The sequence below is a fragment of the Microcoleus sp. bin38.metabat.b11b12b14.051 genome, assembly GCF_013299165.1.
In the GTDB taxonomy this organism is placed as follows: domain Bacteria; phylum Cyanobacteriota; class Cyanobacteriia; order Cyanobacteriales; family Microcoleaceae; genus Microcoleus.
Genome location: NZ_JAAFKD010000018.1, coordinates 21,589 through 43,713, shown reverse-complemented (window position 1 = coordinate 43,713; position 22,125 = coordinate 21,589). Strand labels below are relative to the sequence as shown.

The following is a 22,125-nucleotide window of genomic DNA, read 5'->3' as shown; positions in this document are numbered from 1 at the left end:
TTCGTTGCCACCCGCATACTCAGTAAAAAAACCGTTTCTTTGGTCGAATTTTGTAATCCCGTAAATCCTTACTTTTACATTCTTCTTTCTTTCTTCTTCCTTCTGCCTTTTATCTTCTGCCTTTTACATTCTTTCTTCTTCCTTCTTCCTTCTTCCTTCTTCCTTCTTCCTTCTGCCTTCTGCCTTCTTCCTTCTTCCTTCTTCCTTCTGCCTTCTTCCTTCTTCCTTCTGCCTTCTTCCTTCTGCCTTCTTCCTTCTTCCTTCTGCCTTCTTCCTTCTTCCTTCTTCCTTCTTCCTAAATATTATGAAAGCAATTATGGTCGTGGGAACAACATCTCACGCAGGAAAATCTTTACTGGTTGCAGCATTGTGTCGCATCTTTGCTCGACGCGGCTGGCGGGTAACTCCGTTTAAAGGTCAGAATATGGCACTGAATTCCTATGTCACCGCTGCTGGCGGAGAGATTGGCTACGCTCAAGCAGTGCAAGCTTGGGCTGCGGGCGTCGCACCTTGGGTAGAAATGAATCCGATTTTGCTCAAACCGCAAGGAGACATGACTTCTCAATTGATTGTCAAGGGGCGGGCGATCGCCAACGTGCGAGCAACTCAATATTACGAGCAGTATTTTGATATCGGCTGGCAAGCTATTCGGGAATCTTTAGAATTTCTCAAGCAAGAATTTGACATGATTGTGTGCGAAGGAGCCGGCAGCCCCGCAGAAATCAATCTCAAACACCGCGATTTAACAAATATGCGGGTAGCAAAACATTTGAATGCTCGGACTTTGCTAGTCGTTGATATCGATCGCGGTGGCGCATTCGCTCACATCATCGGCACTTTGGAATTGCTCGATCCAGACGAACGAGCTTTAATTAAAGGATTCATCATTAATAAGTTCCGAGGACAAAAATCAATCTTAGATCCGGGGCTGACTTGGCTGGAAGAAAGGACGGGAATCCCGGTAGTTGGGGTGATTCCTTGGATAGACGAAGTGTTTCCCTCCGAAGATTCTCTCGATTTACTCGATCGGCGTTCTCCCAATTCTCAAACCGACCTGAATATTTCCGTCATCCGCTTGCCCCGAATTTCCAATTTTACCGACTTTGACCCCCTAGAGTCGGAAACCACCGTCACAGTCAAATATATCAGCCCCAAAGAGCAGTTAGGCCATCCAGACGCCGTGATTTTACCAGGTTCTAAAACTACCATTTCCGATTTGCACGTACTGCGCCAAACTGGGATGGCAGAAGCTATTAAAAATTACTTAGTAGCTGGCGGTACAGTGATGGGAGTTTGCGGCGGCTTTCAGATGCTAGGAGAAAGTATCAGCGATAGAGAAGGGCTTGAGGGAGAACAGGGAGAATTTGAAGGATTGGGATTGCTGCCGGTGAAAACTGCGATCGCCCCGAATAAAATTGCCCGCCAAAGAATCGTAACATCTAACTATCCTCAACCAGGTTTACCAGTTGCAGGTTACGAAATTCATCAAGGAAGAACGCAAATGATGGAGTCTGATTTGACTCAACCCCTATTTGACGATCCGAGCTTAGGAATGGTCAACACTTCTCAGTCAGTTTGGGGCACCTACCTGCACGGCATTTTTGATAATGGAGCTTGGCGGCGGGCTTGGTTAAATCACTTGCGGCAACAGCGAGGACTCCGCGCCTTACCCACTGGTATTCCGAATTACCGGGAGCACCGAGAAACTCTGTTAGAAACTCTCGCAGACACAGTGGAAAAGCATTTAGATATCAAGCATATTTTAGGTTAAAAAGAAGTCATTAGTCATTAGTCATTAGTCATCAGCCCTAGGCTGCGTCCCTCTGCGAAAAATCCCTAATTAAATATCGAAATTTTCACAGCTCCGCACATTGCAAATAGTTGATCGAAGTCGTAGGGTGCATCGCTCTGCGAAAAATCCCTACCTAAATAGCGACAATCTCACAGATCCGCACCTGTGCTTTTCCTGTGTAGACAGTTGATCGAAGTCGTAGGGTGCGTCGCCACGAACAATCCCTAGCTAAACACCGACAATCTCATAGCGACGCACCTGTAATTTTCATGTAAAGCAACTTTAGATATTTGCGTAGTAGATCAAAGTCGTAGAGTGCGTCGCCACGAACAATCCCTAGCTAAACACCGACAATCTCATAGCGACGCACCTGTGTTTTTCGTGTAAAGTAACTTTAGATACTTGCCTAGAAAACCTTTGAAAAAATGGTATTATATCAGGAGTAAAAATTAAATGACAAAGATTGTTTTTTTACCAGATAATGTGACAGTGGAAGCAGAACCGGGAGAGCTGTTGCTAGATGTTGCAAAACGTGCAGGGGTTTCTATTCCTACTGGTTGTATGATGGGTTCTTGTCACGCTTGCGAAGTAGAAATTGACGGCGGAGATACGATTTGTGCTTGTATTTCCGGCATTCCTTCCGGGAAAAAGCAAGTTACAATTAATCTGTATGTCGATCCTACTTGGTAATCGATATATAGCAGTTGACAGTTGACAGTTGACAGTTGACAGTTAAGTATGGGAATCAAAGCATTTATCTGTAACGGATCTATTTTTTATTCATGAGGTTATTTCCGTCGGTGCCCGATGCGGTATTGCGATCGAGCTTTGCGACTGATCCGCCGTTAGTTGTGAGAACCTAGCAATTTTAAGGTAGGGTGTGTGACAGTGCAGAAATGCGATCGTAGCGTTAAATATTTCAATCGTGATACACCTTGATTTTGCGTGGTGCGCGAGTACAAATTCTCTGCTATGATGTCCGCTCCATTAACCGCAATCAGATTCGTTCGTAGTGCGGACTTGAGTCCGCATTCATGAAGGACTAAAGTCCTCACTACAAACTAATCTTATCGGTTCGTAGTGCGTCCTGGCGTCCGCAAAAATCAGGACTCGATTAAGGGCAATCAGATTCGTTCGTAGTGCGTCCTGGCGTCCGCAGAAATCAGGACTAAAGTCCTCACTACAAACCTACTACTATTTAATTATTTTTGCCATTCTTGCTGTTTTTTCCGAGCAGATTGCAGCCATTTTTGAGATTCGGGATAAACAGTTGTTCCAGGTTTCACCGATTCTAATTGATTGATAATTTGCTGCAATTGACCGAGGGAGTTACTGGCTTTTTGACTGGGAGAATTTAAGTTATTTTGCAAACTTGCAAACAAGCTTTTAGCTTCGATAAAAGCTTTTTCAGAATCCTTTTCTGCTTGCAGTCTAATCTGAGAAATTCCGAGATTTTTCTGATATTCAGCGAGTTTAGTTTGAGCATCGAGATAGCCCGGATTATCCAGAGGAACCATTTTCAATCGGTTAATTCCTTCTGTCCACAATCCTGCTATTTGCTCCCATTGGGCGGCTGGATGCGGCGGTTTTTGGGAGGCGACGGCGGCGGAAAGAGCAAATTCTTTAGCTGCTTCGATTAAGTTGTCGGCGCGCACGGAACCGGTGGCGATTCCTCCCATTGCTTGAAAGTCTCTTTCTGCTGCTTGCAGTTTTTGCTTAGCGGTTTTTCCGGCGAGGGTTTCGGCGGGAATTTGGTTGAGTAAATCGATCGCACTTTGCCAATTTGCCGTCGCTTTTTGCCTGTCGGCGGCAGTTTTTCCTTGCTGGTACTGCTGTTTCGCCGCCTTGAGACTTTCTTCGACTCTATTTAACTCAATAAAAGCATTTTTTTGCTGAAAAATTTGAGCATCCATCCGCCCGATATTTTTGCGGGCTGCTTGAAATTCATCGACTGTAAAGCGCCAAGTGCAACCGGAAAAAGAGCAGTAAGTTTGTGGATAGTAGCCGAGGAACCACACTGGTAAAGCATCGAGGTGTTTTTGGGCTTGTTTGACTTTACTTTCGCCCAAGTCGAAATCTGCCGCAGCAGTAGCTTTGTTAACCAGTTGATCGGATTGTTCCACAAGGGCGATCGCCTGTCGGTAATCGTAATCCATACTGATAAAGCTGGGCAACAGCAATATCGGCATGGTGTTCGCCACGGGCCAGCGAATCATCGGGAAAGGCAGGTTAATCAGCCAAATTATCCCGGCTGCGCCACCCAGCAAACCGCCAGCCAAGATGATTTTATTGAACAATCCGGGCGGCTGGTTGGCTTCGACAGCAGCTTTCAGAGCTTGTTCGCTGAATTTTGGAAATTCGTCTTTAAAGGTATCGCGGATTTCTTCTGTGGATGCGAAAGTACCGTTTTGCGATCGCAATTTCTCCAACCGCTTGATTACCATCCCCCGGTAAACTGTACCCGCTATAGCATCTTCAGCCGCGCACTTGTCAACTTCCGCCCGCAAAATGTCAAAAGCTCGATCGCTAAGACGGCCCATAAAACTCACCTCTGCCCTTTTAATAATTCTACAGCCTGCTCGACCAAATAATTGTTAAAATATCTAAAGACGCGATCGAATAATCAAAATTAAGTTCATGCCAACTGCTTTAATCACCGGTGCTTCTGGCGGAATAGGTGCAGCCTTTGCTGTCGAATTAGCCAAACGCCAGCACAATCTAATTTTGGTAGCTCGCTCGGAAGCCAAAATGCAGCAGCTAGCTGCTCAACTGCAACAGGAATTCAAGGTTTTGGTCGAAATTATCGTTCAAGATTTGACCGCACCAGGAGCCACAACTGCTGTATTTGATGCGGTTGTGCAAAAAGGTTGGACGGTTGATTTGTTGGTGAATAATGCGGGTTTTGGCGATTACGGTGCTTTTGCCGATCGCCCGCTGGCCAAACAAGTAGAAATAATTCAACTCAACATTGTAGCATTAGTTGAGCTGTCGCACTTATTTTTGTCAGGAATGCGAGAAAGGCGATCGGGAAGTATCATCAATGTTGCTTCTATTGCAGCCTTTCAACCAATGCCTTACTTATCAATTTACGCCGCAACCAAAGCCTTTGTGTTGAGTTTTAGCGAGGCACTTTGGGCGGAAAACAAAGATTTAGGAATTCGCGTTTTAGCCGTTTGTGCGGGCCCCACAGAATCGGACTTTTTCACAGCAGCCGAATTCCCCCCTGGTTTGGCATCCAGCAGCGGACAAAAACTCGTTTCTGCTGATGAAGTTGTCCGAGATGCACTCAAAGCTTTAGACAAAAAACAGTCTAATGTCGTGACTGGCGGATTTCTCAATAAAATAATTGTAAATATGCCTCGATTCATGCCGCGACAACTTTTGGTAAACTCGGTAGCAAAGCTGTTTATGAGTAAAGGGTAGGGCGACTAGAAACTGGGTTTTTCCGAAATACTTCGTTGTCGCCCTCAATCTACTAAAAAACCCGGTTTCTTTGAGCTCAACGAGGTGCCCAGAAACCGGGTTTTTCACGCGTATACTTCGTTGTCATGCTAAATCTCGTAAAAAACCCGGTTTCTTTGAACTCAACGAGGTGGCCAGAAACCGGGTTTTTCACGCGTATAATTCGTTGTCATGCTAAATTTCGTAAAAAACCCGGTTTCTTTGAGCTCAACGAGGTGGCCAGAAACCGGGTTTTTACGAAATACTTCGTTGTCGCCCTCAATCTACTAAAAAACCCGGTTTCTTTGAGCTCAACGAGGTGCCCAGAAACCGGGTTTTTCACGCGTATACTTCGTTGTCATGCTAAATTTCGGAAAAAACCCGGTTTCTTTGAGCTCAACGAGGTGGCCAGAAACCGGGTTTTTCACGCGTATAATTCGTTGTCATGCTAAATCTCGGAAAAAACCCGGTTTCTTTGAGCTCAACGAGGTGGCCAGAAACCGGGTTTTTCACGCGTATACTTGGTTGTCGCCCTAAATTTCGGAAAAAACCCGGTTTCTAGAGTCGGAGTGCGTAAATTCTCCGAGTTACAAATATCGAGTTAACTGCACTCGATACCGTTCTTTTTTTGTTACCATAACTTCCCCAATTTCTAATCTTCCCTTGCCGCTAACAGCGATTAAATCTCCAGATTTAACGTGATAACTAGATTGGGTGATGTCTTTCCAATTAACTCGCACGTCGCCTCTGTCAATAAATTCAACCATTTTGCTGCGAGACATGGCGAATCCAGCGGAGGCTACAGCATCCAATCTCATTGATGCTTCAACAGTGGTCATTTCTTTCTTTTTCGGTTCTCTAATTTTGAGTTCGCTCAACTCAATGCGCCGAGTTTTCACCGGAACCGATCGCACTTGCTGCAAACTCATCTCCAGATACTCTACCATTTCCGGCATGACGATCGCCTGCGCGCCGCGTTCACCCAACACAATCACGTCGCCGGTTTTCTCGCGGACAATTCCCGTACCCAGCATGGCACCTAAGAAGTCGCGGTGACTGGCGGTGTCGAACAAGAAATTGCCGGCTATCTCCACCGCAGTAACGCTAACACTCGCAGAGTCGATCGGGATGGACGATCGGGCGATCGCAATTCTTTGTCTTTCAGCTTGCGGGTAGCCGCCCCAAGGCAGTAATTCCACATCAGTTAAGCGCTTAAATACCGTCAGAGTATCCGCCAACTCCGGCGGCGACAGAAAATCAGTCAGAGTAACTTCCCAAGTTTTAATTGCTTGTTCCGCTTGGTCTAATGCCCGCGCTACACATTCGCGATTTTCGATACCTTTTAACAGTTCTTCTTTTTGTAACATCAGTCAATTTTTGATTCTAATTTGAAATTACCAAACCTTGCTGTAACTAAAAACTCTACTTTCTTAACAGTTGCACTACTTTGATTATACTCTAAGATTGTCAAATTAAGGAAGCAGCAGATTGCAGATTTATTCGCTACATTCCAGAGTCCTGTAGGGACGCCACTGAGCCGATCGTCCCTACCTGTTTTGTGTACCTCACATACCTTACTTTAAATTTTAATTTTTAACAGCAAAGGAACGCAGAGGAACGCAGATGAGAATTAAGTCTCTGTATAACCTTGCATATTTTCCGGTTCAAATTGCTGCAAGATATTAGCTGCTTGATTGGTTAAATTGTCATTACCTTTAACTGCAATCAAAAATTTGCCCGCATTCAAACGGTTGCGGTAGGGCAAAGCATCGCCGCTACCAAAGGCCATTCCTCCCGCACCGCCGACAAATACGCTGCCCATTCCGGCTGCGATCGCACCTAGCACTCCGCCGATCGCGTGATCGCCAATTTCGCCCGCCCATGCAAAAGTCTTCAACTCTGTCATCAAGCTAAAAGTAACGCCGGCAATAAAGCCAAACGGTATCAGCCAAACAGCCATGAGTTTAGCTTGTTTCTTCGCTTGCTGGTTGGGGTCAATTAAGCCAAATTCATCAGCCGTTTTGTAGCCGCGGCCCAAAATGCTGACTTGCTTCATGGGTAAGCCTTCTTTTTCGAGGGCGCAATAGGCAGCTTCGGCTTGCATTCGATCGGGCAATACGGCGATAAGATAATTCATTGACAATAATTCCTGATAGTTAGGCTTCAATACCCGGAATTCATTATAGCCTGAAAAGACTTGCTAGCTAAGGAATTGGACGTTTTTCAGACGATCGCTCCCATTCGATCGCCCGCAAAGGTAAAATATTTCTCGCAAAAACGACCGACCTTGACCGAATACAGATACAATTCAAACTGCACAAAGGCAAGCTTGAGCTGAGCTGTTAGATTCTGCTCTAAGTCATAAGTCTCAACTTTGAGCTCGCCAACGCTCGGCCTATTTTTACTATTGCACTCAATTGCTTGCTATGCCTAAAGTTCTAGTATCCGATCCGATCGACCAAGCCGGTATTGACATCCTCTCCCAAGTCGCACAAGTTGACGTGAACACAGGGCTTTCAGCCGAAGAGCTCGTGCGAATTATTCCAGATTACGATGCTTTAATGATCCGTTCTGGCACCCAAGTTACCAAAGAAATCATTGAAGCCGGAAATCTACTAAAAATCATCGGTAGAGCGGGCGTTGGCGTAGATAATGTCGATGTCCCCGCCGCTACCCGCAAAGGAATTGTAGTCGTCAACTCCCCCGAAGGCAACACGATCGCAGCAGCCGAACACGCGATCGCCATGATGCTATCGATGTCCCGCCACATCCCGGAAGCCAACGCCTCCGTCAAAGGCGGTAAATGGGAGCGCAACCGCTTTATCGGCGTAGAAGTTTACAAAAAAACCCTCGGTATCGTCGGTTTGGGCAAAATCGGCTCCCACCTCGCCACCGCAGCCAAAGCAATGGGCATGAAACTGCTCGCTTACGATCCCTTCATCTCTACTGAAAGAGCCGAACAGTTGGGCTGCCGCTTGGTAGAGCTCGAACTGTTGATGCGCGAATCCGACTACATCACCCTGCACATCCCCAAAACGCCGGAAACTCTGCACTTAATTAACGCTGAGGTGCTGTCGAAGATGAAGCCCACGGCCAGGATCATTAACTGCGCCAGAGGTGGCATCATCGACGAAGCAGCCCTCGCAGAAGCTATCAAATCAGGTCAAATCGCCGGTGCAGCGATCGATGTTTACGAACATGAGCCGCTGGAAGCTGATTCTCCATTGCGGAATGTCGGGCAAAACATCGTGCTGACGCCTCACTTGGGAGCTTCTACGGCTGAAGCTCAGGTGAATGTGGCGATCGATGTTGCCGAACAAATTCGTGATGTGTTGTTGGGACTGCCGGCGCGATCGGCTGTTAACATACCAGGAATCTTCCCAGATTCGATCGAAAAACTCAAACCCTACCTGCAACTCGCCGAAACCCTCGGCAACCTCGTCAGCCAGCTAGCCGGAGGCCGAGTCGATTACCTCAACGTCCAACTCCAAGGCGAATTGGCCAGCAACCAAAGCCAGCCCGTAGTCGTCGCCTCCCTCAAAGGCCTGCTCTCCCAAGCCCTGCGAGAGCGCGTTAACTACGTCAACGCCAGCATTGAAGCCAAAGAACGCGGAATTCGCGTCGTTGAAACCAGAGACGCCTCAATCCGCGACTACACAGGCTCTCTGCGCCTCTCGGCCAAGGGAAGTCTCGGCGAACACACCGTAACAGGTGCAGTCCTTGGCGAAAGCGAAATTCGGATTACTAGCGTTGACGATTTCCCAGTCAACGTTTCCCCGACTAACCATATGCTGTTTACCCTGCACCGCGATATGCCAGGGATTATTGGCAAAATTGGTTCCCAATTGGGCAGTTTTAATGTCAATATTGCCAGTATGCAAGTAGGCCGTAAAATCGTGCGAGGCGATGCGGTGATGGTTTTGAGCCTGGATGACCCTCTACCAGAGGGCATATTGGCCGAGATCATGAAAGTCCCTGGGATTCGGGATGCTTACACGGTGAATCTTTAAAGGATTTTAGATTTTTTAGGTTCCCCAATCTAAAATCTAAAATCGTTAAACGGTAACTTTTTAAAGGATTTGAGATTTTAGGTAGCCCCAATCTAAAATTTAAAATCTAAAATCTAAAATCGTTAAACGGTAACTTTTTAAAGGATTTTAGATTTTAGGTTCCCCAATCTAAAATCTAAAATCGTTAAACGGTAACTTTTTAAAGGATTTGAGATTTTAGGTAGCCCCAATCTAAAATTTAAAATCTAAAATCTAAAATCTAAAATCGTTAAACGGTAACTTTTTAAAGGATTTGAGATTTTAGGTTCCCCAATCTAAAATCTAAAATCGTTAAACGGTAACTTTTTAAAGGATTTGAGATTTTAGGTAGCCCCAATCTAAAATTTAAAATCTAAAATCTAAAATCGTTAAACGGTAACTTTTTAAAGGATTTTAGATTTTACGTTCCCCAATCTAAAATTTAAAATCTAAAATCTAAAATCGTTAAACGGTAACTTTTTAAAGGATTTTAGATTTTACGTTCCCCAATCTAAAATCTAAAATCTAAAATCGCTAGACGGTAACTCTTTGAAGGATTTTGGAATTTAGATTTTGGATGCAAGGACTGATAATTAGTAATGGGTGATTGGTCATTGTTAATTGGCAAAAAAGCTGGAATTTTTATATTAGTCAATCCTCATTCCTCACTCCCCAGTTCCCAGTCTTCAGTTCCTGACGGGCCAATCTAAAATCTAAAATCTAAAATCTAAAATAGTCATGGCACATAGCTGGTGGGAAATTAGAATTCTTTGCGATCCGGCGCTGGAAGATATCATCTTTTGGCGTATGGAACAATTTAATTGTCGCGGGACTGCGACTGAGATCAAAAGTAATTCCTGCCTGATTTCGGCTTATTTGCCCGAAGAACAGGCCCGATTGCTGGATTTGGCCGCCCTGTCTCTATGGCTGCGCCAAGATGCTCTGTGTGCAGGTGTGCCCGTACCTGCGATGCAGTGGAATTTGATTGAAGAGGAGGACTGGGGCAGCAGTTGGAAGATGCACTGGCAGCCTCAAGAAGTGGGCGATCGCTTTTTAATTAATCCAGCTTGGCTCCCCATACCGACTGATATCGATCGCGTTGTCTTGCGTTTAGATCCCGGTGTCGCTTTCGGTACGGGCGCTCACGCTACGACTCAACTGTGTTTGGAGTCGCTGGAAATGCGTCTTGGTTTTGATGACAAAGAATGTGTAGTTGCTGATATCGGCTGCGGATCTGGTATTTTGTCGATCGGCGCCGTTTTGCTGGGCGCGACAAAGGTTTATGCTTTGGATACAGATCCTTTGGCAGTGCGATCGACTATCAGCAACCGACAACTGAACCGCATTAACCCTCAACAGTTGGTTGCAGAGCTCGGAAGTGTCGATCGGCTCATAGAAATGACCGGCGGCCCGATCGACGGTTTGATGTGCAATATTTTAGCAGAAGTAATCATAGATTTGATACCGCAGTTCACCGCCATTAGCAAGCCGACTACTTGGGCAGTTCTCAGCGGCATTTTGCTCGACCAAGCTAAACCAATCGCAGACACTCTCGAACAGCACGGCTGGATTGTCGCTACTCTCTGGAAGCGCCAAGATTGGTGCTGTTTCAATATTCGGCGCAGTTAATAATTAGTCATTAGTCATTAGTCATTAGTCATTAGTCATTAGTCATTAGTCATTAGTCATTGGTCATTATACCAATTTAAAAAAACATTGCTACAACAAATAAATTAGAGGTTTTTACCCCTAGGGACACGGCACTGCCGTCTCCGGAAATTCATGATAATGACAGATCATTTATATGTGCTTAATGTAGCAAGAATTGGTCAAAATGGTATTAGTTATTGGTCATTATTTATTGGTCATTAGTAGGGTGAGTCAGCTACCAGAATTCAATCCACAATTAGTAAAACATTGGGTGACGTACCTTAAAGCATTTGAGTTGGATACCAATTGCAGCATAATAATTAAACAGTAATTAGACCGCGAACGTAAAACAATACAGAAGTAATTAAGTAAAAACAATTCACCAAAATCATCAATATCTTGCCAACATAAGACTCAACAAAACCAAAAACATGGTAACTTGATAGCATCACCAACAACATTTCGACCACAGAAACAATTGACCCGTAGTGATTCCGATCCCAATAAGAAATCGGACTGATAAAACGGTAATTGCTAAACGGGAAAAAGTGCCTGTGAGCATCATCATTATGCAGCGGTAAATCCCCCAAAGAGTGCAAAACCATACTCAAAAACATAATTTGTAGATTTTGCCAGCCAAAGTAATAAGCAATTAGCCAGCCCATCACCGCTAGCGGAATTGAATGAAACAAAGCAACAACATTTTGGTTAAAAGGCTCATAGTATGCTTCCGACCAGATTTTAGCTTCCGGCAAGCGAGCAATGTACTTCGCCCAAAAGTAAAATAAAAATATCGGCAGATCCGGTAAAATTCCGCCGATCGCAATAATCAGATTAAATTGCGGCAGTTCCGGTTTACCCAGAATAGCCAGATTGATAATAGCGTGGCTGGGAGTTTTCATGACACAAAAATGCACAATTGGTTTGTAGTGAGGACTTTAGTCCTTCCAAAAGAGGACTAAAGTCCTCACTACGAACCTAACTTTATCGTTGGTAGCCAAAAGAGGACTAAAGTCCTTACTACGAACCTAACTTTATCGTTGGTAGCCAAAAGAGGACTAAAGTCCTTACTACGAACCTAACTTTATCGTTGGTAGTAAGGACTTTAGTTCTTTCAGAGCAAAGTGAAGTCCTGACTACGAATCTACAAGAAAGGTTGCAGTCGATCGATCAACTGCGCCGGTTGCAATACTCCCTCGATGCGATCGACCTCAACACCATTCTTAAACAGCACCAAAGTCGGCAAAGCATAAATGTGATGCTGCGACGCCAACTGCTCGTACTTATCCGTATCAATCTTAACAACCATCAGCTTATCTTTCGTCTGACCGCTCACCTGCTCCAAAATCGGCACCATCATCTGACAAGGCCCGCACCAAGTAGCATAAAAATCTACCAGTACAGGCAACTCAGAGCTCGATAGTAACTCCTCAAAACTGTTGAACTGTTTTTGAACTGCCATTTTAAAAATGTGGTAAAGGGACGCCCATTATACCCGAAGGGTTAACGAGTAGGGACTTGTGACAACTGAACTCGGTAAGTCAGTATAAATTTTTTTGGTTCTGGATCAATTTTAGGGCAGAATTCTGTGAGCGTAGATTTGCGAGGACAGAATTATGGAATTATTGCCAGAGTCATATCAGAGATTGCGGGGTAAAGTTGCCGTCGTCACCGGTGCATCCAGGGGCATCGGCCGCGCCGTCGCCTTAAGCTTAGCAGCAGAAGGCGCTAAAGTCGCTGTTAACTATGCGAGTTCCAGCGCTGCGGCTGATGAAGTCGTAGCAGAAATCATCGCAGCGGGCGGAGAATCTGTCGCCCTTGCAGCAGATGTCTCCAAAACTGACCAAGTAGATGCACTCATCAGCAAAGTCATGGAAAAATGGGGACGGATTGACATTTTGGTGAACAATGCCGGCATCACCCGCGATACTTTGCTGCTGCGGATGAAGCTAGAAGATTGGCAAGCCGTGATTGATTTGAATCTCACCGGCGTATTTTTGTGCACAAAAGCTGCCAGCAAAATCATGCTGAAACAGCGCAGCGGCCGAATTATTAATATTGCTTCGGTTGCCGGTCAAATGGGAAATCCCGGACAAGCTAATTACAGTGCGGCAAAAGCTGGAGTAATTGGATTTACTAAAACTGTGGCGAAAGAGTTGGCGAGTCGCGCAATTACTGTGAATGCGGTTGCACCTGGATTTATCACCACAGATATGACAAAAGATGTCAAATCTGATGAGATTTTAAAGTACATTCCGCTGGGAAGATACGGCGAAGTTGAGGAAGTTGCGGGGATGGTGAAGTTTTTGGCAGCGGATGCGGCGGCGGCCTATGTTACCGGGCAGGTTTTTAATGTTGATGGTGGCATGGTGATGGCTTAGATTGGGGCATTTTTAACCGCAGATGCACGGGGATGAACGCGGATATCTGCGGTGCGATTAATAGACCTCTTGCAAAAATCTTTTTTATCAACTTTTGGAACGGGCTCTTCGGCCCGTTCCACATAAAAAATATCTTTGTGGAACGGGCCGAAGAGCCCGTTCCTAACTATTTTTGCAAGAGGTCTAATCACAATAAGTAAGGTTCGTAGTGCGGACTTAAGTCCGCAGCCGGAGGGCGGACTTAAGTCCGCACTACGAACCGTTTTTCATGGTAATCGACCGGAAATTATATCATTGGCATAAGTCCCGGCCGGAGACGGCAATGCCGTTTCCCTACAAATTAGATTGTTTAAGTTCCGTAGTAGCAATTTTTTTCATAATTGGTATAAGTTTTACAATCCAAATAATTTCCTTATCCAATTTCGCACCGCAGCAAAAGAACGCTTTAATCTCTTGACAAAACTCTGCCAAATAGAACTTCTCTCAACCTCGGAAATCTCCTCAATTTCCACGGGTATCGGTGGCATCCCGACAACTTCGTAAAGCGGATATTCGCCGCTCTTTCCGGGGATTTTAACTGATACGCGCTGGTTGACGATCGCCAAATCCTTGATTTCCTGATAAGTCTCCTCGGAAATCAACAGACTTGTGCCCACTTGCTTGTTCGCAGATTCAATCCTGCTGGCCAAATTCACCGCATCCCCGATCGCTGTAACCGACTGATTTTGCTCGGCCCCCAGATTCCCCACAACCACCAAACCGCAGTGAATCCCAATCCCAATCCGCAATCGGTGACGGTATAAAGTCTCAAAATAGGGATTGAGTTTCTCTAGTTCCTCCAGCATATCCACCCCAGCCCTCACCGCTTGTTCCGCCGCCTTGTCAGGATTTTCTAACCCAAACAGCGCCATAAAACCGTCGCCCATATAATTATTAATCATCCCGCCGTTGCGGTTGATCGCATAACCCATTTTTTGGAAATAGCGATTTAAAACATAAATTACATCGTAGGGTAACAGCGATTCTGCAAACGGCGTAAACCCTCGAATATCGGCAAACAAAATTGCAATTTTCTTTTCTTGACCCACCGGAGCATGAATAAACTTTCCGGCCATTTCGTCGTTAAATGATTCCAAGTCTTCAGAATCGATCGCCAGTCGGCGCAAAATCACCTTCCCGCCCGCCACCTGTGTCTGACACGCCAGCCTAATTTCCGGCTCTAGACGCAATTTTTTCGCCAGCTCATCTTCCGCTGAATTGCGGGGCGAGCAAAATTCCAAACCTTCGACAATCAAGACGCGACAAGTCGAACATCGGGCGCTACCGCCGCAGATGTGGGTGTGGGGAATGCCTGCCCTCCGCGAAGCTTCCAGAATTATATCGTCGTCGTCTATCTCGATCGCGCGATCGTCCGGCAGATAGTGAATATATGGCATATATGGCGCGTCTAGCGTTTGTAGCGATCGATCTCGCGGACATCTGTTATTGCAGCGAACTTGTATGCAAACCCGGTTTTTCGATATTTTTTCTGCATTCCCTGATTTATTCAGTTTGACACTCTCCGCGCTCTGGGCGACGGAGATTCTTAATTCAGCGACTGACCTTTAAGCACCGTATCTCTTGCGAGCAATCTTCAAACCTTTCAACCGTGAACAAACACCAATTGACGAGCCTGATTTACAGCAACCCCAGAGGGTCTATCTCCAAAAGCGTACTAGGATACGACCTAGAGTTTGGGCGTGCCCCGCCCTACTTGATTAATGAAACCAAATTATGTATTTTCTGGTATGAGAATGCGGTGATTCTCTAGCTCTGTTTTACAAGGTTTTCGCTACCCTTTTTTGTGCTTTTCTGAAGCTTTCAGGTTCAAGGGTGCCGACTCAAAGCCGCTTCACAACCGCCCACCTTGGGAATTTCAACCACTTCTATTTTAACTTAAAGCCGTGCTAAAAGCACAGGGTTTTAGACCCAACTTTCCGATAAGTGGCGATCGACACTTGCTCCCCCTGCCCTCACCTCAACGGCTAAACAGACACCAGTTTAAAAAATAACCCAACTGTAGCCCCGCACTCCGCGAGCCAAACCAGACGCCCATCATTAAATTCCCAATTCTGCAATCTCAAATCTAGAATGCTATGGCTCAGCCTTAAATAGGCGATCGCACGCTGAAAACAGCCCTATTCAATTCCCCAGTAAATGCTGTGGGGTAAATCTCAAATCCTAAATGGACTGACATAATTCTTAATCAATTGAGCCTAGCCTCAAACCCAATAAATTCGTTGTTCAATTACCTGCAACAGCCCTATATTTTCACTATTTTTTAAATCATGATAACTTTCGCTTTGCTACGAGGCTTTGAGTTCGGGATGAAGCTAGACTCCCGAATGCGATAATCCCTGAGGTTGGAAAGCTGCAACGAATATCAGCAACATAAATCGAAACTGTCCGGAGCGCCATTAGCCCTCGCAGAACTATGATTGTACGCAGTTCTATTATACAGTCACAAGACTTGATGCCTGCACTCCCCACTTGTGGTAATTGCTAAAACTATTTTACTACAAAACAAAGGTAAAAGTTAATAAATCTTAAAAATCATGAAACCTTCCCTTCCTCAAGACGATAGCAACAAACAACAGCGCAGCGATTACTTAAATCAGCAGCAACAAGCTTATCAGTTTGACTTTAACAGTTTGTCGCCTTTGGCATTATTAAAAACTGTGCCAGCGATTGAGAATTTTTCGAGCGACTATATTGGAGAACGGATAATAGCAACCTCTGAACTTGCTATAAATATGTTGGCCGTTCAAGCGAGATCGTTTCTAGATCCTCTCGACGAGCTCCAAGACTATGAAGACTTCTTTCCCGTATTCCGGCTGCCTCAAGTTGCCAAGACTTACCAAACCGATCGCTCTTTTGCCGAACAGCGCTTATCCGGGGCAAATCCGATGGTGCTTCGCCTCTTAGATCCCAGCGACGCTCGGGCAGAGACGATCGCCAAAGTGGCAGCCGCACAGCCATTATTGGAACTCCCCAAACTGTTGCGAGATAAATGTATTTACGTTGCCGATTACACGGGTACTGATGGAAACTATCGCGCCCCTGCTCGAATTCAAGGAGGAACCTATGAAAAAGGCCGGAAATACTTGCCGAAACCCCGTGCTTTCTTCGCTTGGCGGTGGACGGGAGTGCGCGATCGCGGCGAAATGGTACCTATTGCCATTCAACTAGATCCTAAACCGGGCAGCCATATCTACACGCCTTCAGATCCGCCGCTCAATTGGTTGTTTGCCAAACTCTGCGTGCAAACAGCAGATGCCAATCACCACGAAATGAGCTCGCATTTAGGTCGAACTCATCTGGTTATGGAACCGATCGCGATCGTCACAGCCCGACAGCTAGCTGAAAATCATCCCCTCAGCTTACTGCTCAAACCCCACTTTCGCTTCATGTTGACCAACAACAATCTCGCACGCACTCAATTGATCGCCCCTGGAGGCCCCGTCGATGAGTTGCTGGCAGGAACCTTGCCAGAGACAATAGAAATAGGTAGAGAAGCTTGCACTAACTGGAGCCTAGATCAATTTGCCTTCCCGGCGGAACTAAAAAATCGCGGCATGGAAAACACAACTCAATTGCCTCACTATCCTTACCGAGATGACGGATTGCTGCTGTGGAACGCGATTAAAACCTTTGTCTCCGGCTATCTCAAATTCTTTTACCCGACAAAACAGAAAATTACTGATGATAGCGAACTGCAACGCTGGGCGCAAGAATTATCCTCCAAGACTGGAGGTAAAGTCAAAGGAATGCCGCCGCGCATTGACGATGTTCAACAATTGATTGATATTGCCACCACAGTGATTTTCACCTGCGGGCCGCAGCATTCTGCTGTGAATTATACCCAGCATCAATACATGAGTTTTGCCGCCAATATGCCTTTGGCTGCCTACCGCGACATTCCGGGAATTACCAAGTCAGGTGTTCCGGAAGTAATTACGGAAATAAATATTCTCCAGTTGCTGCCACCATTCAAAAAAGCTGCCGAACAACTGCGGATTCTGTTTACTCTGTCAGCTTATAAATATGACCGCTTGGGTTATTACGATCGCTCTTTTCGAGACCTCTACCGTGCCACCTTCGACGAGGTTTTTGATGGAACTCCGATCCCACAGTTGGTCAGGCAATTCCAGCAAGATTTGAATGTGGCCGAACAGAAAATTGATGCCAACAATAAAAAGCGATTAGTGCCATATGTTGCTCTCAAACCTTCTTTAGTGATCAATAGCATCAGCATCTAATACCGAATCTGCGTGAAAAACCATAGATCAACCTCAGTAATTTTTCACGTGAGAATATTATCTCCGCTCAATTCCGTAAAAAAGGTTTGTAGTGCGGACTTCAGTCCGCATTCATCAACCTTGACTATTAGTCCTCACGACAAACCCAATATACAGCAATACGGTTTACTTAAGACTGTTCAGTCTATAAAATCATGTGAAAAATAAACACTGCGATTGCTTCGCGGGTACGCTCGCAATGACAAAAAAACTTTAAGTGAACCGTATTGCAATATACAGCTCAATTCCGTAAAAAAGGTTTGTAGTGCGTCCTGGCGTCCGCATCCATGAAGCTTGACTATCATTTGTCAGTACAAACCAATATTAAAACATAATATAACTGTGTAAAAGCCGTAGGTGTGCAGTGCAAACCTACGGCTTTTTAAACATCGTTAAATTAGCCTTTGTATTCTTCCAGAATACTGCAATTAACTGATATTTTTCCTAGGGAATCAGTGAAGGTAACTTCATCTTTGTAATGCCGCGGCGTTTCCCTCAGCAACCGCCAAGCTTCCCCAGCATCGATTAAATTCATCCGCTGGGGATAGTGAATTTCTAACAACTCTTGCACCATTGGGTAATAGTTTGAGTTGATGCTGGGGAAAATGTGGTGCTCTGTGTGGTAAGAGAAATTGAAGTGCAGCAGGTCAAATATTTTAGGAACCCGCAACGAAGCACTATTGATCAGCGGATCGTTAATGCTAGTCATCCGACAACCCATATGGTTGGTAAAGATGTAAAACATTGCTCCTGCATGACCGATCGCGATCGGCAAAATGTATGCCAGAGTAACTTTAATCGGGTTAAAGTCTAGGTAGAACAAGATGCACAGATGAATTGCCAAGATGCCCAAACACTCTAGGGCGATCGTCAATCTATCTTTTTTGCTAACTGTAAAGGCAGCCGGCACGTAATCCACAGATTTATCGTTGAATAACAACACCGAGGACACGTTGCGGAAGTTATGCACCGCCCACGATCCAGCCATCCCGACAATCAACCACAGCGGATTGACTTCTACCGAGGGTACAAATAGATTTTGAATCCATTTTCCCCAAGTATCCGGCTGTTGGTGCAGGTAATTGCGATCGGGGTCTGCTAGGGAATTGGTGGTATTGTGGTGTACTAGGTTGTGCAGCGATTTCCACTGAGTAGGTGGCATCAATAGCATACTTAGGCCCAAAAAGGCGATCGGATAAGTCAGGGCAGACTTTTTCTGAACGCTGCCGTGCATCAAATCGTGGGAGCTAAATAGCAAAACTATGATACTATTGCCCATAATCGCGGCTAAAGGTAAGTAAAGCCATAAAAAATAGACAGGCCAGCGATCGAGATTGTCGGCAATTCCCCATCCCAGCAAGAGAATTCCCAGATTGATTAACAGGATTGCTAACTTGCTAGAGTCTGGTTCAAAGGCCTCTGGCGGCAGCAGCGGACGCAATTTTTTAATGTATGCCGATTGGTGAATTAGCGTTTCGCGATCGACTGTCTCGTCTAAAGAAATGAGCGTTTGTTCAGAATTCATTGTTTGCTAATAACACCGTAATTTCAGTCAGATTGTTTTTCCTGTTTTAATTATATCTGGTTTGGGATAATTTAGAACGAGCAAATTTTTTAGGAGAAATACAAGTTTTTTCCGAATATTTTCCCTATCCTAAAAACGTAATTAGTAAAAAATTGTAATTATTATCTATTTTGATAGCAATCAAATCTAGTCGCCACAAAATCTCCTATTCTTAGAGATTTTGCAGATAATACCAATTAAAAAAATCCCTGCTACAATAATCTTAATTGAGGAAGGTTTAGTCAAATTATGTCGCGCTGGTGCGTCGGTGGGTCTATTTTTCGTATTTTTTTGCTATTAATCGCGACGACACACCCTACGAATATTGTTACATAGATTGTTCGCGCTTGGTATAATATCATCTCTGATCTTATGTCCGCTCAATTACCATCACACAGACGGATCTCGAATTTTGTTGCGGTTAATCGCTCGAACACGATATCGTTCCTTACGACAAAAATTATCAAATAAAGATGCCATGCCTGAAATTATATTCAACAGCAAAGCCGCCGGATGTAAGTCACTAAAATAGTCCGTTTCCTTGAACAATTTCTTTAATTGTTGTGAGTGTATCTAAACCAATTAATCCCCGACGATAACCTTTTTGGTTGGACATTCCCAAAAATATCGCATCTCCGCGATTTTGATAGCGCCAAAACCGAGGCGAGGCATTAATGAATGTTGAGGCACTGTTCACATCCAACGCAAATTGGCGGCTTTCTAGGTAAGATTCTGTGGCGATGGCGTCAGCGTGGCCGCTACTGTAGCGGTTGATCCAGCCGATCGCAATTTCTAAACTATCGACAACTTTAAAGGCGATGGTTTTGTTTAAATACGGTTGAGTCCACTCGTAAGGTTCAGCCAGCTTCAACTCGGGGAAATCTGCTATCAAATCGGCGTCGGCGCTAATTTGAAAGCCTTTTTCTTTTAAACTGTTCCACAGCCTGACTAAGGAAGAAGGCTTTTGATTGCGATCGATCAGGACTTTCTCGATCGCATTTACCGGATCGGGGACGCTTTGATGGCTGTCCAAAATCATCCACCTTGCCATCTCCAAACTACCAGTCGGCGACCAATACAGGTAGCAATTGCCCATTGCCGATCGCAACACGGGCGCCGTGCACAGCCTCACCACCTGCTGCACCAAACTCGGCCTGCCGTAGGGAATAATTAAATTGAGATATTGGTCTTGAGTGACTAAATCCCGAATCGAAGCGCCCCGATCCGGCGGCAGTACCTGCAAGCATCCTGAGGGCAAACCAACCTCATCGATCGCCGACATCAAAGCTTCTCCAATTACACCATTAGTTTGCCAGCTTTCGCTGCCACCTTTGAGAATCAAGCTGTTAGCGCTTTTGAGACACAAACCGGCCGCGATCGCCCCTAACTCGGGAAACGCCTCGTAAATTAAGGCGATCGCGCCCAGCGGCAGCGATTGACAGTACACTTGACAGCGATCAACTTGATAAGAAGCATTGATCACCCTGCCGATCGGATCTGGCATTTCCCCCAAGCGTTGCAGAATTTGGACAGTTGTCTTAATCCGTTCCGGTGTCAGCTTCAGCCAGTCCACAATCAACTCGGGAATCGCCATATCGCGACTGGCTTCGAGATCCAGAGTATTCGCTTCTAAAATGTCATTTTGTCGGCGTTTGAGCGCGATCGCCATCGCTTGCAAAGCAGCAGCGCGATCGCCACTCTTTGTCGCCGCCAACTCCAAAGAAGCTTGATAAGCGCGGCGGGCGACATTTGCCCCATCTGATGAATGACTAAAATCCTGTATTATCATCTAGCTAACGCCTGTAAGCCAGCCATACCATCAGCGCCGGCAGCATGGCTAGCAGCACGGCGACCATCGCCCACAGTATCACATTCGGGCCCGGCGAGTGTAGCGCCAGGGGCAACCAAATCACTAGCGGCACCAAAATCATCCCCAGAGCCAGCGGCAAGTAGTGCGCCTTCAAACCCGGATGCGCCCTGTGCCACTGGTTCCCCGTCCACCGCCAAGCCTGCTTGTAAGGATAGTTCGTTGATAGTTGCTCGATGACGTGTCCGCTTTCGTCCAATACGAATATTTGCTGACAGCGGTTGCAGCCAAAGGCTTCTGTAAGCGTGATGGGAACGATACGGCCCCGGCGCCGGCAAGGGCAGGGGTACTCATCGTTCAAGTCAATTTTTAGAGCTTTTTGAGATGGCACGAGCGATCAGATAAAAAAAGCGTTTGTGCAAAAATAATCGTTAACATATCGACTAAATCAAACTTGTCTGTGCTGCTTTTTTCAGGCTTTCAACTGCCTGTGGCGAGCGATCGCCCGATCGGCAATTTTCACTTACAAGTTCTGGTTTCAATTCTACCACTAACTGAGCTATTCTCAACAACCGTTAGGAGTATGTCGCACAGCTTCTCTATCTACTTTGCGAGCTTTTTTATTTTACTCGACTTTTTAAAGCGGGTGACGCGATTCGAACGCGCGACATTCACCTTGGCAAGGTGACGCTCTACCACTGAGCTACACCCGCATTTCCTGCGGTCTTAACAATATTCTCTTAGTTCTGAGGATTTGTCAAGTGTTTTTTGTAAGTTTTTTTCAGAAACTCAGTCAAAGCGCCTCAATGCCCCTCCCAGCCTGAAATTGCCTGGCCCAGATTCTTAAATAAATCAGTAATTGCATTGGTTTTGACCGCCATCCGGCACAGGGCAAAGCTACAATCGAGCTGCAATTGTGGGAGAACACTGCTCATGTCAGACTTAAATCGCGGAATCATGAAGTTCAAGGGAGCTGACAGCCCGATCGTCATCGCCATTTCGGCGATCGTCATTGCTGGCGGAATCGGCTGCCTCATCTGGTGGGCGCTGCAATCAGCCTACGCCTTCAGCTAACAGACTGCTCAAACCTAAAAATTAGAAAGCATTGCTCGGAAGACAGAATAT

Annotated in this window: 17 protein-coding genes and 1 tRNA gene; 8 read left to right on the top strand and 10 right to left on the bottom strand. The window is 45.6% G+C overall.

All coding sequences use genetic code 11. From position 1 onward, the window contains the following. Positions 1 to 304: 304 nt before the first annotated feature. Positions 305 to 1,771, top strand: a complete 1,467-nt coding sequence (gene cobQ / locus QZW47_RS19155; RefSeq protein ID WP_293129806.1) for a cobyric acid synthase CobQ — start codon at positions 305 to 307, stop codon at positions 1,769 to 1,771. Between the two features lie 474 nt (positions 1,772 to 2,245). Then, positions 2,246 to 2,482 carry a 2Fe-2S iron-sulfur cluster binding domain-containing protein gene (locus QZW47_RS19150; protein WP_293129803.1) on the top strand — a complete coding sequence of 79 codons (237 nt, stop codon included), beginning with the start codon at positions 2,246 to 2,248 and terminating at the stop codon, positions 2,480 to 2,482. Positions 2,483 to 2,994: 512 nt separating this feature from the next. Here the strand turns inward: QZW47_RS19150 and QZW47_RS19145 are convergent. Beyond that, on the bottom strand, positions 2,995 to 4,332 hold the full coding sequence (locus QZW47_RS19145) for a hypothetical protein (RefSeq protein ID WP_293129800.1): 1,338 nt from the start codon (positions 4,330 to 4,332) through the stop codon (positions 2,995 to 2,997). Between the two features lie 97 nt (positions 4,333 to 4,429). Between QZW47_RS19145 and QZW47_RS19140 the strand changes: the two genes are divergently transcribed. After that, a complete protein-coding gene (locus tag QZW47_RS19140) occupies positions 4,430 to 5,215 on the top strand; it encodes an SDR family oxidoreductase (RefSeq protein ID WP_293129797.1) in 786 nt (261 codons plus the stop codon). Between the two features lie 605 nt (positions 5,216 to 5,820). Here QZW47_RS19140 and QZW47_RS19135 read toward each other — a convergent pair. After that, positions 5,821 to 6,600: a photosystem II S4 domain protein gene (locus QZW47_RS19135; RefSeq protein ID WP_293129794.1), complete on the bottom strand. Its 780-nt coding sequence runs from the start codon at positions 6,598 to 6,600 to the stop codon at positions 5,821 to 5,823. 263 nt (positions 6,601 to 6,863) lie between these two features. Then, positions 6,864 to 7,370 (bottom strand): hypothetical protein, encoded by a 507-nt coding sequence (locus tag QZW47_RS19130; RefSeq protein WP_293129791.1) that lies wholly within the window; start codon positions 7,368 to 7,370, stop codon positions 6,864 to 6,866. A 289-nt stretch (positions 7,371 to 7,659) separates the two neighbouring features. On the opposite strand from QZW47_RS19130, the gene serA reads away from it, so the two are divergent. Further along, on the top strand, positions 7,660 to 9,243 hold the full coding sequence (serA, locus tag QZW47_RS19125) for a phosphoglycerate dehydrogenase (RefSeq protein ID WP_293129788.1): 1,584 nt from the start codon (positions 7,660 to 7,662) through the stop codon (positions 9,241 to 9,243). A 756-nt stretch (positions 9,244 to 9,999) separates the two neighbouring features. Continuing rightward, a complete protein-coding gene (gene prmA / locus QZW47_RS19120; RefSeq protein ID WP_293129785.1) occupies positions 10,000 to 10,890 on the top strand; it encodes a 50S ribosomal protein L11 methyltransferase in 891 nt (296 codons plus the stop codon). Positions 10,891 to 11,231: 341 nt separating this feature from the next. On the opposite strand, the gene QZW47_RS19115 is transcribed toward prmA, so the two are convergent. Then, complete coding sequence (locus QZW47_RS19115) at positions 11,232 to 11,813, bottom strand: hypothetical protein (RefSeq protein ID WP_293129782.1); 582 nt, start codon at positions 11,811 to 11,813, stop codon at positions 11,232 to 11,234. 242 nt (positions 11,814 to 12,055) lie between these two features. Beyond that, positions 12,056 to 12,373 carry a thioredoxin gene (trxA, locus tag QZW47_RS19110; protein WP_293129779.1) on the bottom strand — a complete coding sequence of 106 codons (318 nt, stop codon included), beginning with the start codon at positions 12,371 to 12,373 and terminating at the stop codon, positions 12,056 to 12,058. 154 nt (positions 12,374 to 12,527) lie between these two features. Between trxA and fabG the strand changes: the two genes are divergently transcribed. Next, complete coding sequence (gene fabG / locus QZW47_RS19105; RefSeq protein ID WP_293129777.1) at positions 12,528 to 13,292, top strand: 3-oxoacyl-[acyl-carrier-protein] reductase; 765 nt, start codon at positions 12,528 to 12,530, stop codon at positions 13,290 to 13,292. A 392-nt stretch (positions 13,293 to 13,684) separates the two neighbouring features. Here fabG and QZW47_RS19100 read toward each other — a convergent pair whose 3' ends face one another. Further along, complete coding sequence (locus QZW47_RS19100) at positions 13,685 to 14,728, bottom strand: adenylate/guanylate cyclase domain-containing protein (protein ID WP_293129775.1); 1,044 nt, start codon at positions 14,726 to 14,728, stop codon at positions 13,685 to 13,687. A gap of 1,158 nt (positions 14,729 to 15,886) precedes the next feature. Here QZW47_RS19100 and QZW47_RS19095 point away from each other — a divergent pair. Then, a complete protein-coding gene (locus QZW47_RS19095; RefSeq protein ID WP_293129772.1) occupies positions 15,887 to 17,590 on the top strand; it encodes a lipoxygenase family protein in 1,704 nt (567 codons plus the stop codon). 436 nt (positions 17,591 to 18,026) lie between these two features. Here QZW47_RS19095 and QZW47_RS19090 read toward each other — a convergent pair whose 3' ends face one another. The 4 genes from QZW47_RS19090 to QZW47_RS19075 form a co-directional block, all read right to left on the bottom strand. Further along, positions 18,027 to 19,154, bottom strand: coding sequence for a fatty acid desaturase (locus tag QZW47_RS19090; protein ID WP_293129769.1), 1,128 nt, complete (start codon positions 19,152 to 19,154; stop codon positions 18,027 to 18,029). 562 nt (positions 19,155 to 19,716) lie between these two features. Beyond that, a complete protein-coding gene (locus tag QZW47_RS19085) occupies positions 19,717 to 20,982 on the bottom strand; it encodes a glutamate-5-semialdehyde dehydrogenase (RefSeq protein WP_293129766.1) in 1,266 nt (421 codons plus the stop codon). Positions 20,983 to 20,986: 4 nt separating this feature from the next. Beyond that, a complete protein-coding gene (locus tag QZW47_RS19080) occupies positions 20,987 to 21,391 on the bottom strand; it encodes a hypothetical protein (protein ID WP_293129763.1) in 405 nt (134 codons plus the stop codon). A gap of 250 nt (positions 21,392 to 21,641) precedes the next feature. Beyond that, positions 21,642 to 21,713, bottom strand: a tRNA-Gly gene (locus QZW47_RS19075). 220 nt (positions 21,714 to 21,933) lie between these two features. Here QZW47_RS19075 and QZW47_RS19070 point away from each other — a divergent pair. Continuing rightward, positions 21,934 to 22,074 carry a hypothetical protein gene (locus QZW47_RS19070; RefSeq protein WP_293129760.1) on the top strand — a complete coding sequence of 47 codons (141 nt, stop codon included), beginning with the start codon at positions 21,934 to 21,936 and terminating at the stop codon, positions 22,072 to 22,074. Positions 22,075 to 22,125 lie beyond the last annotated feature (51 nt).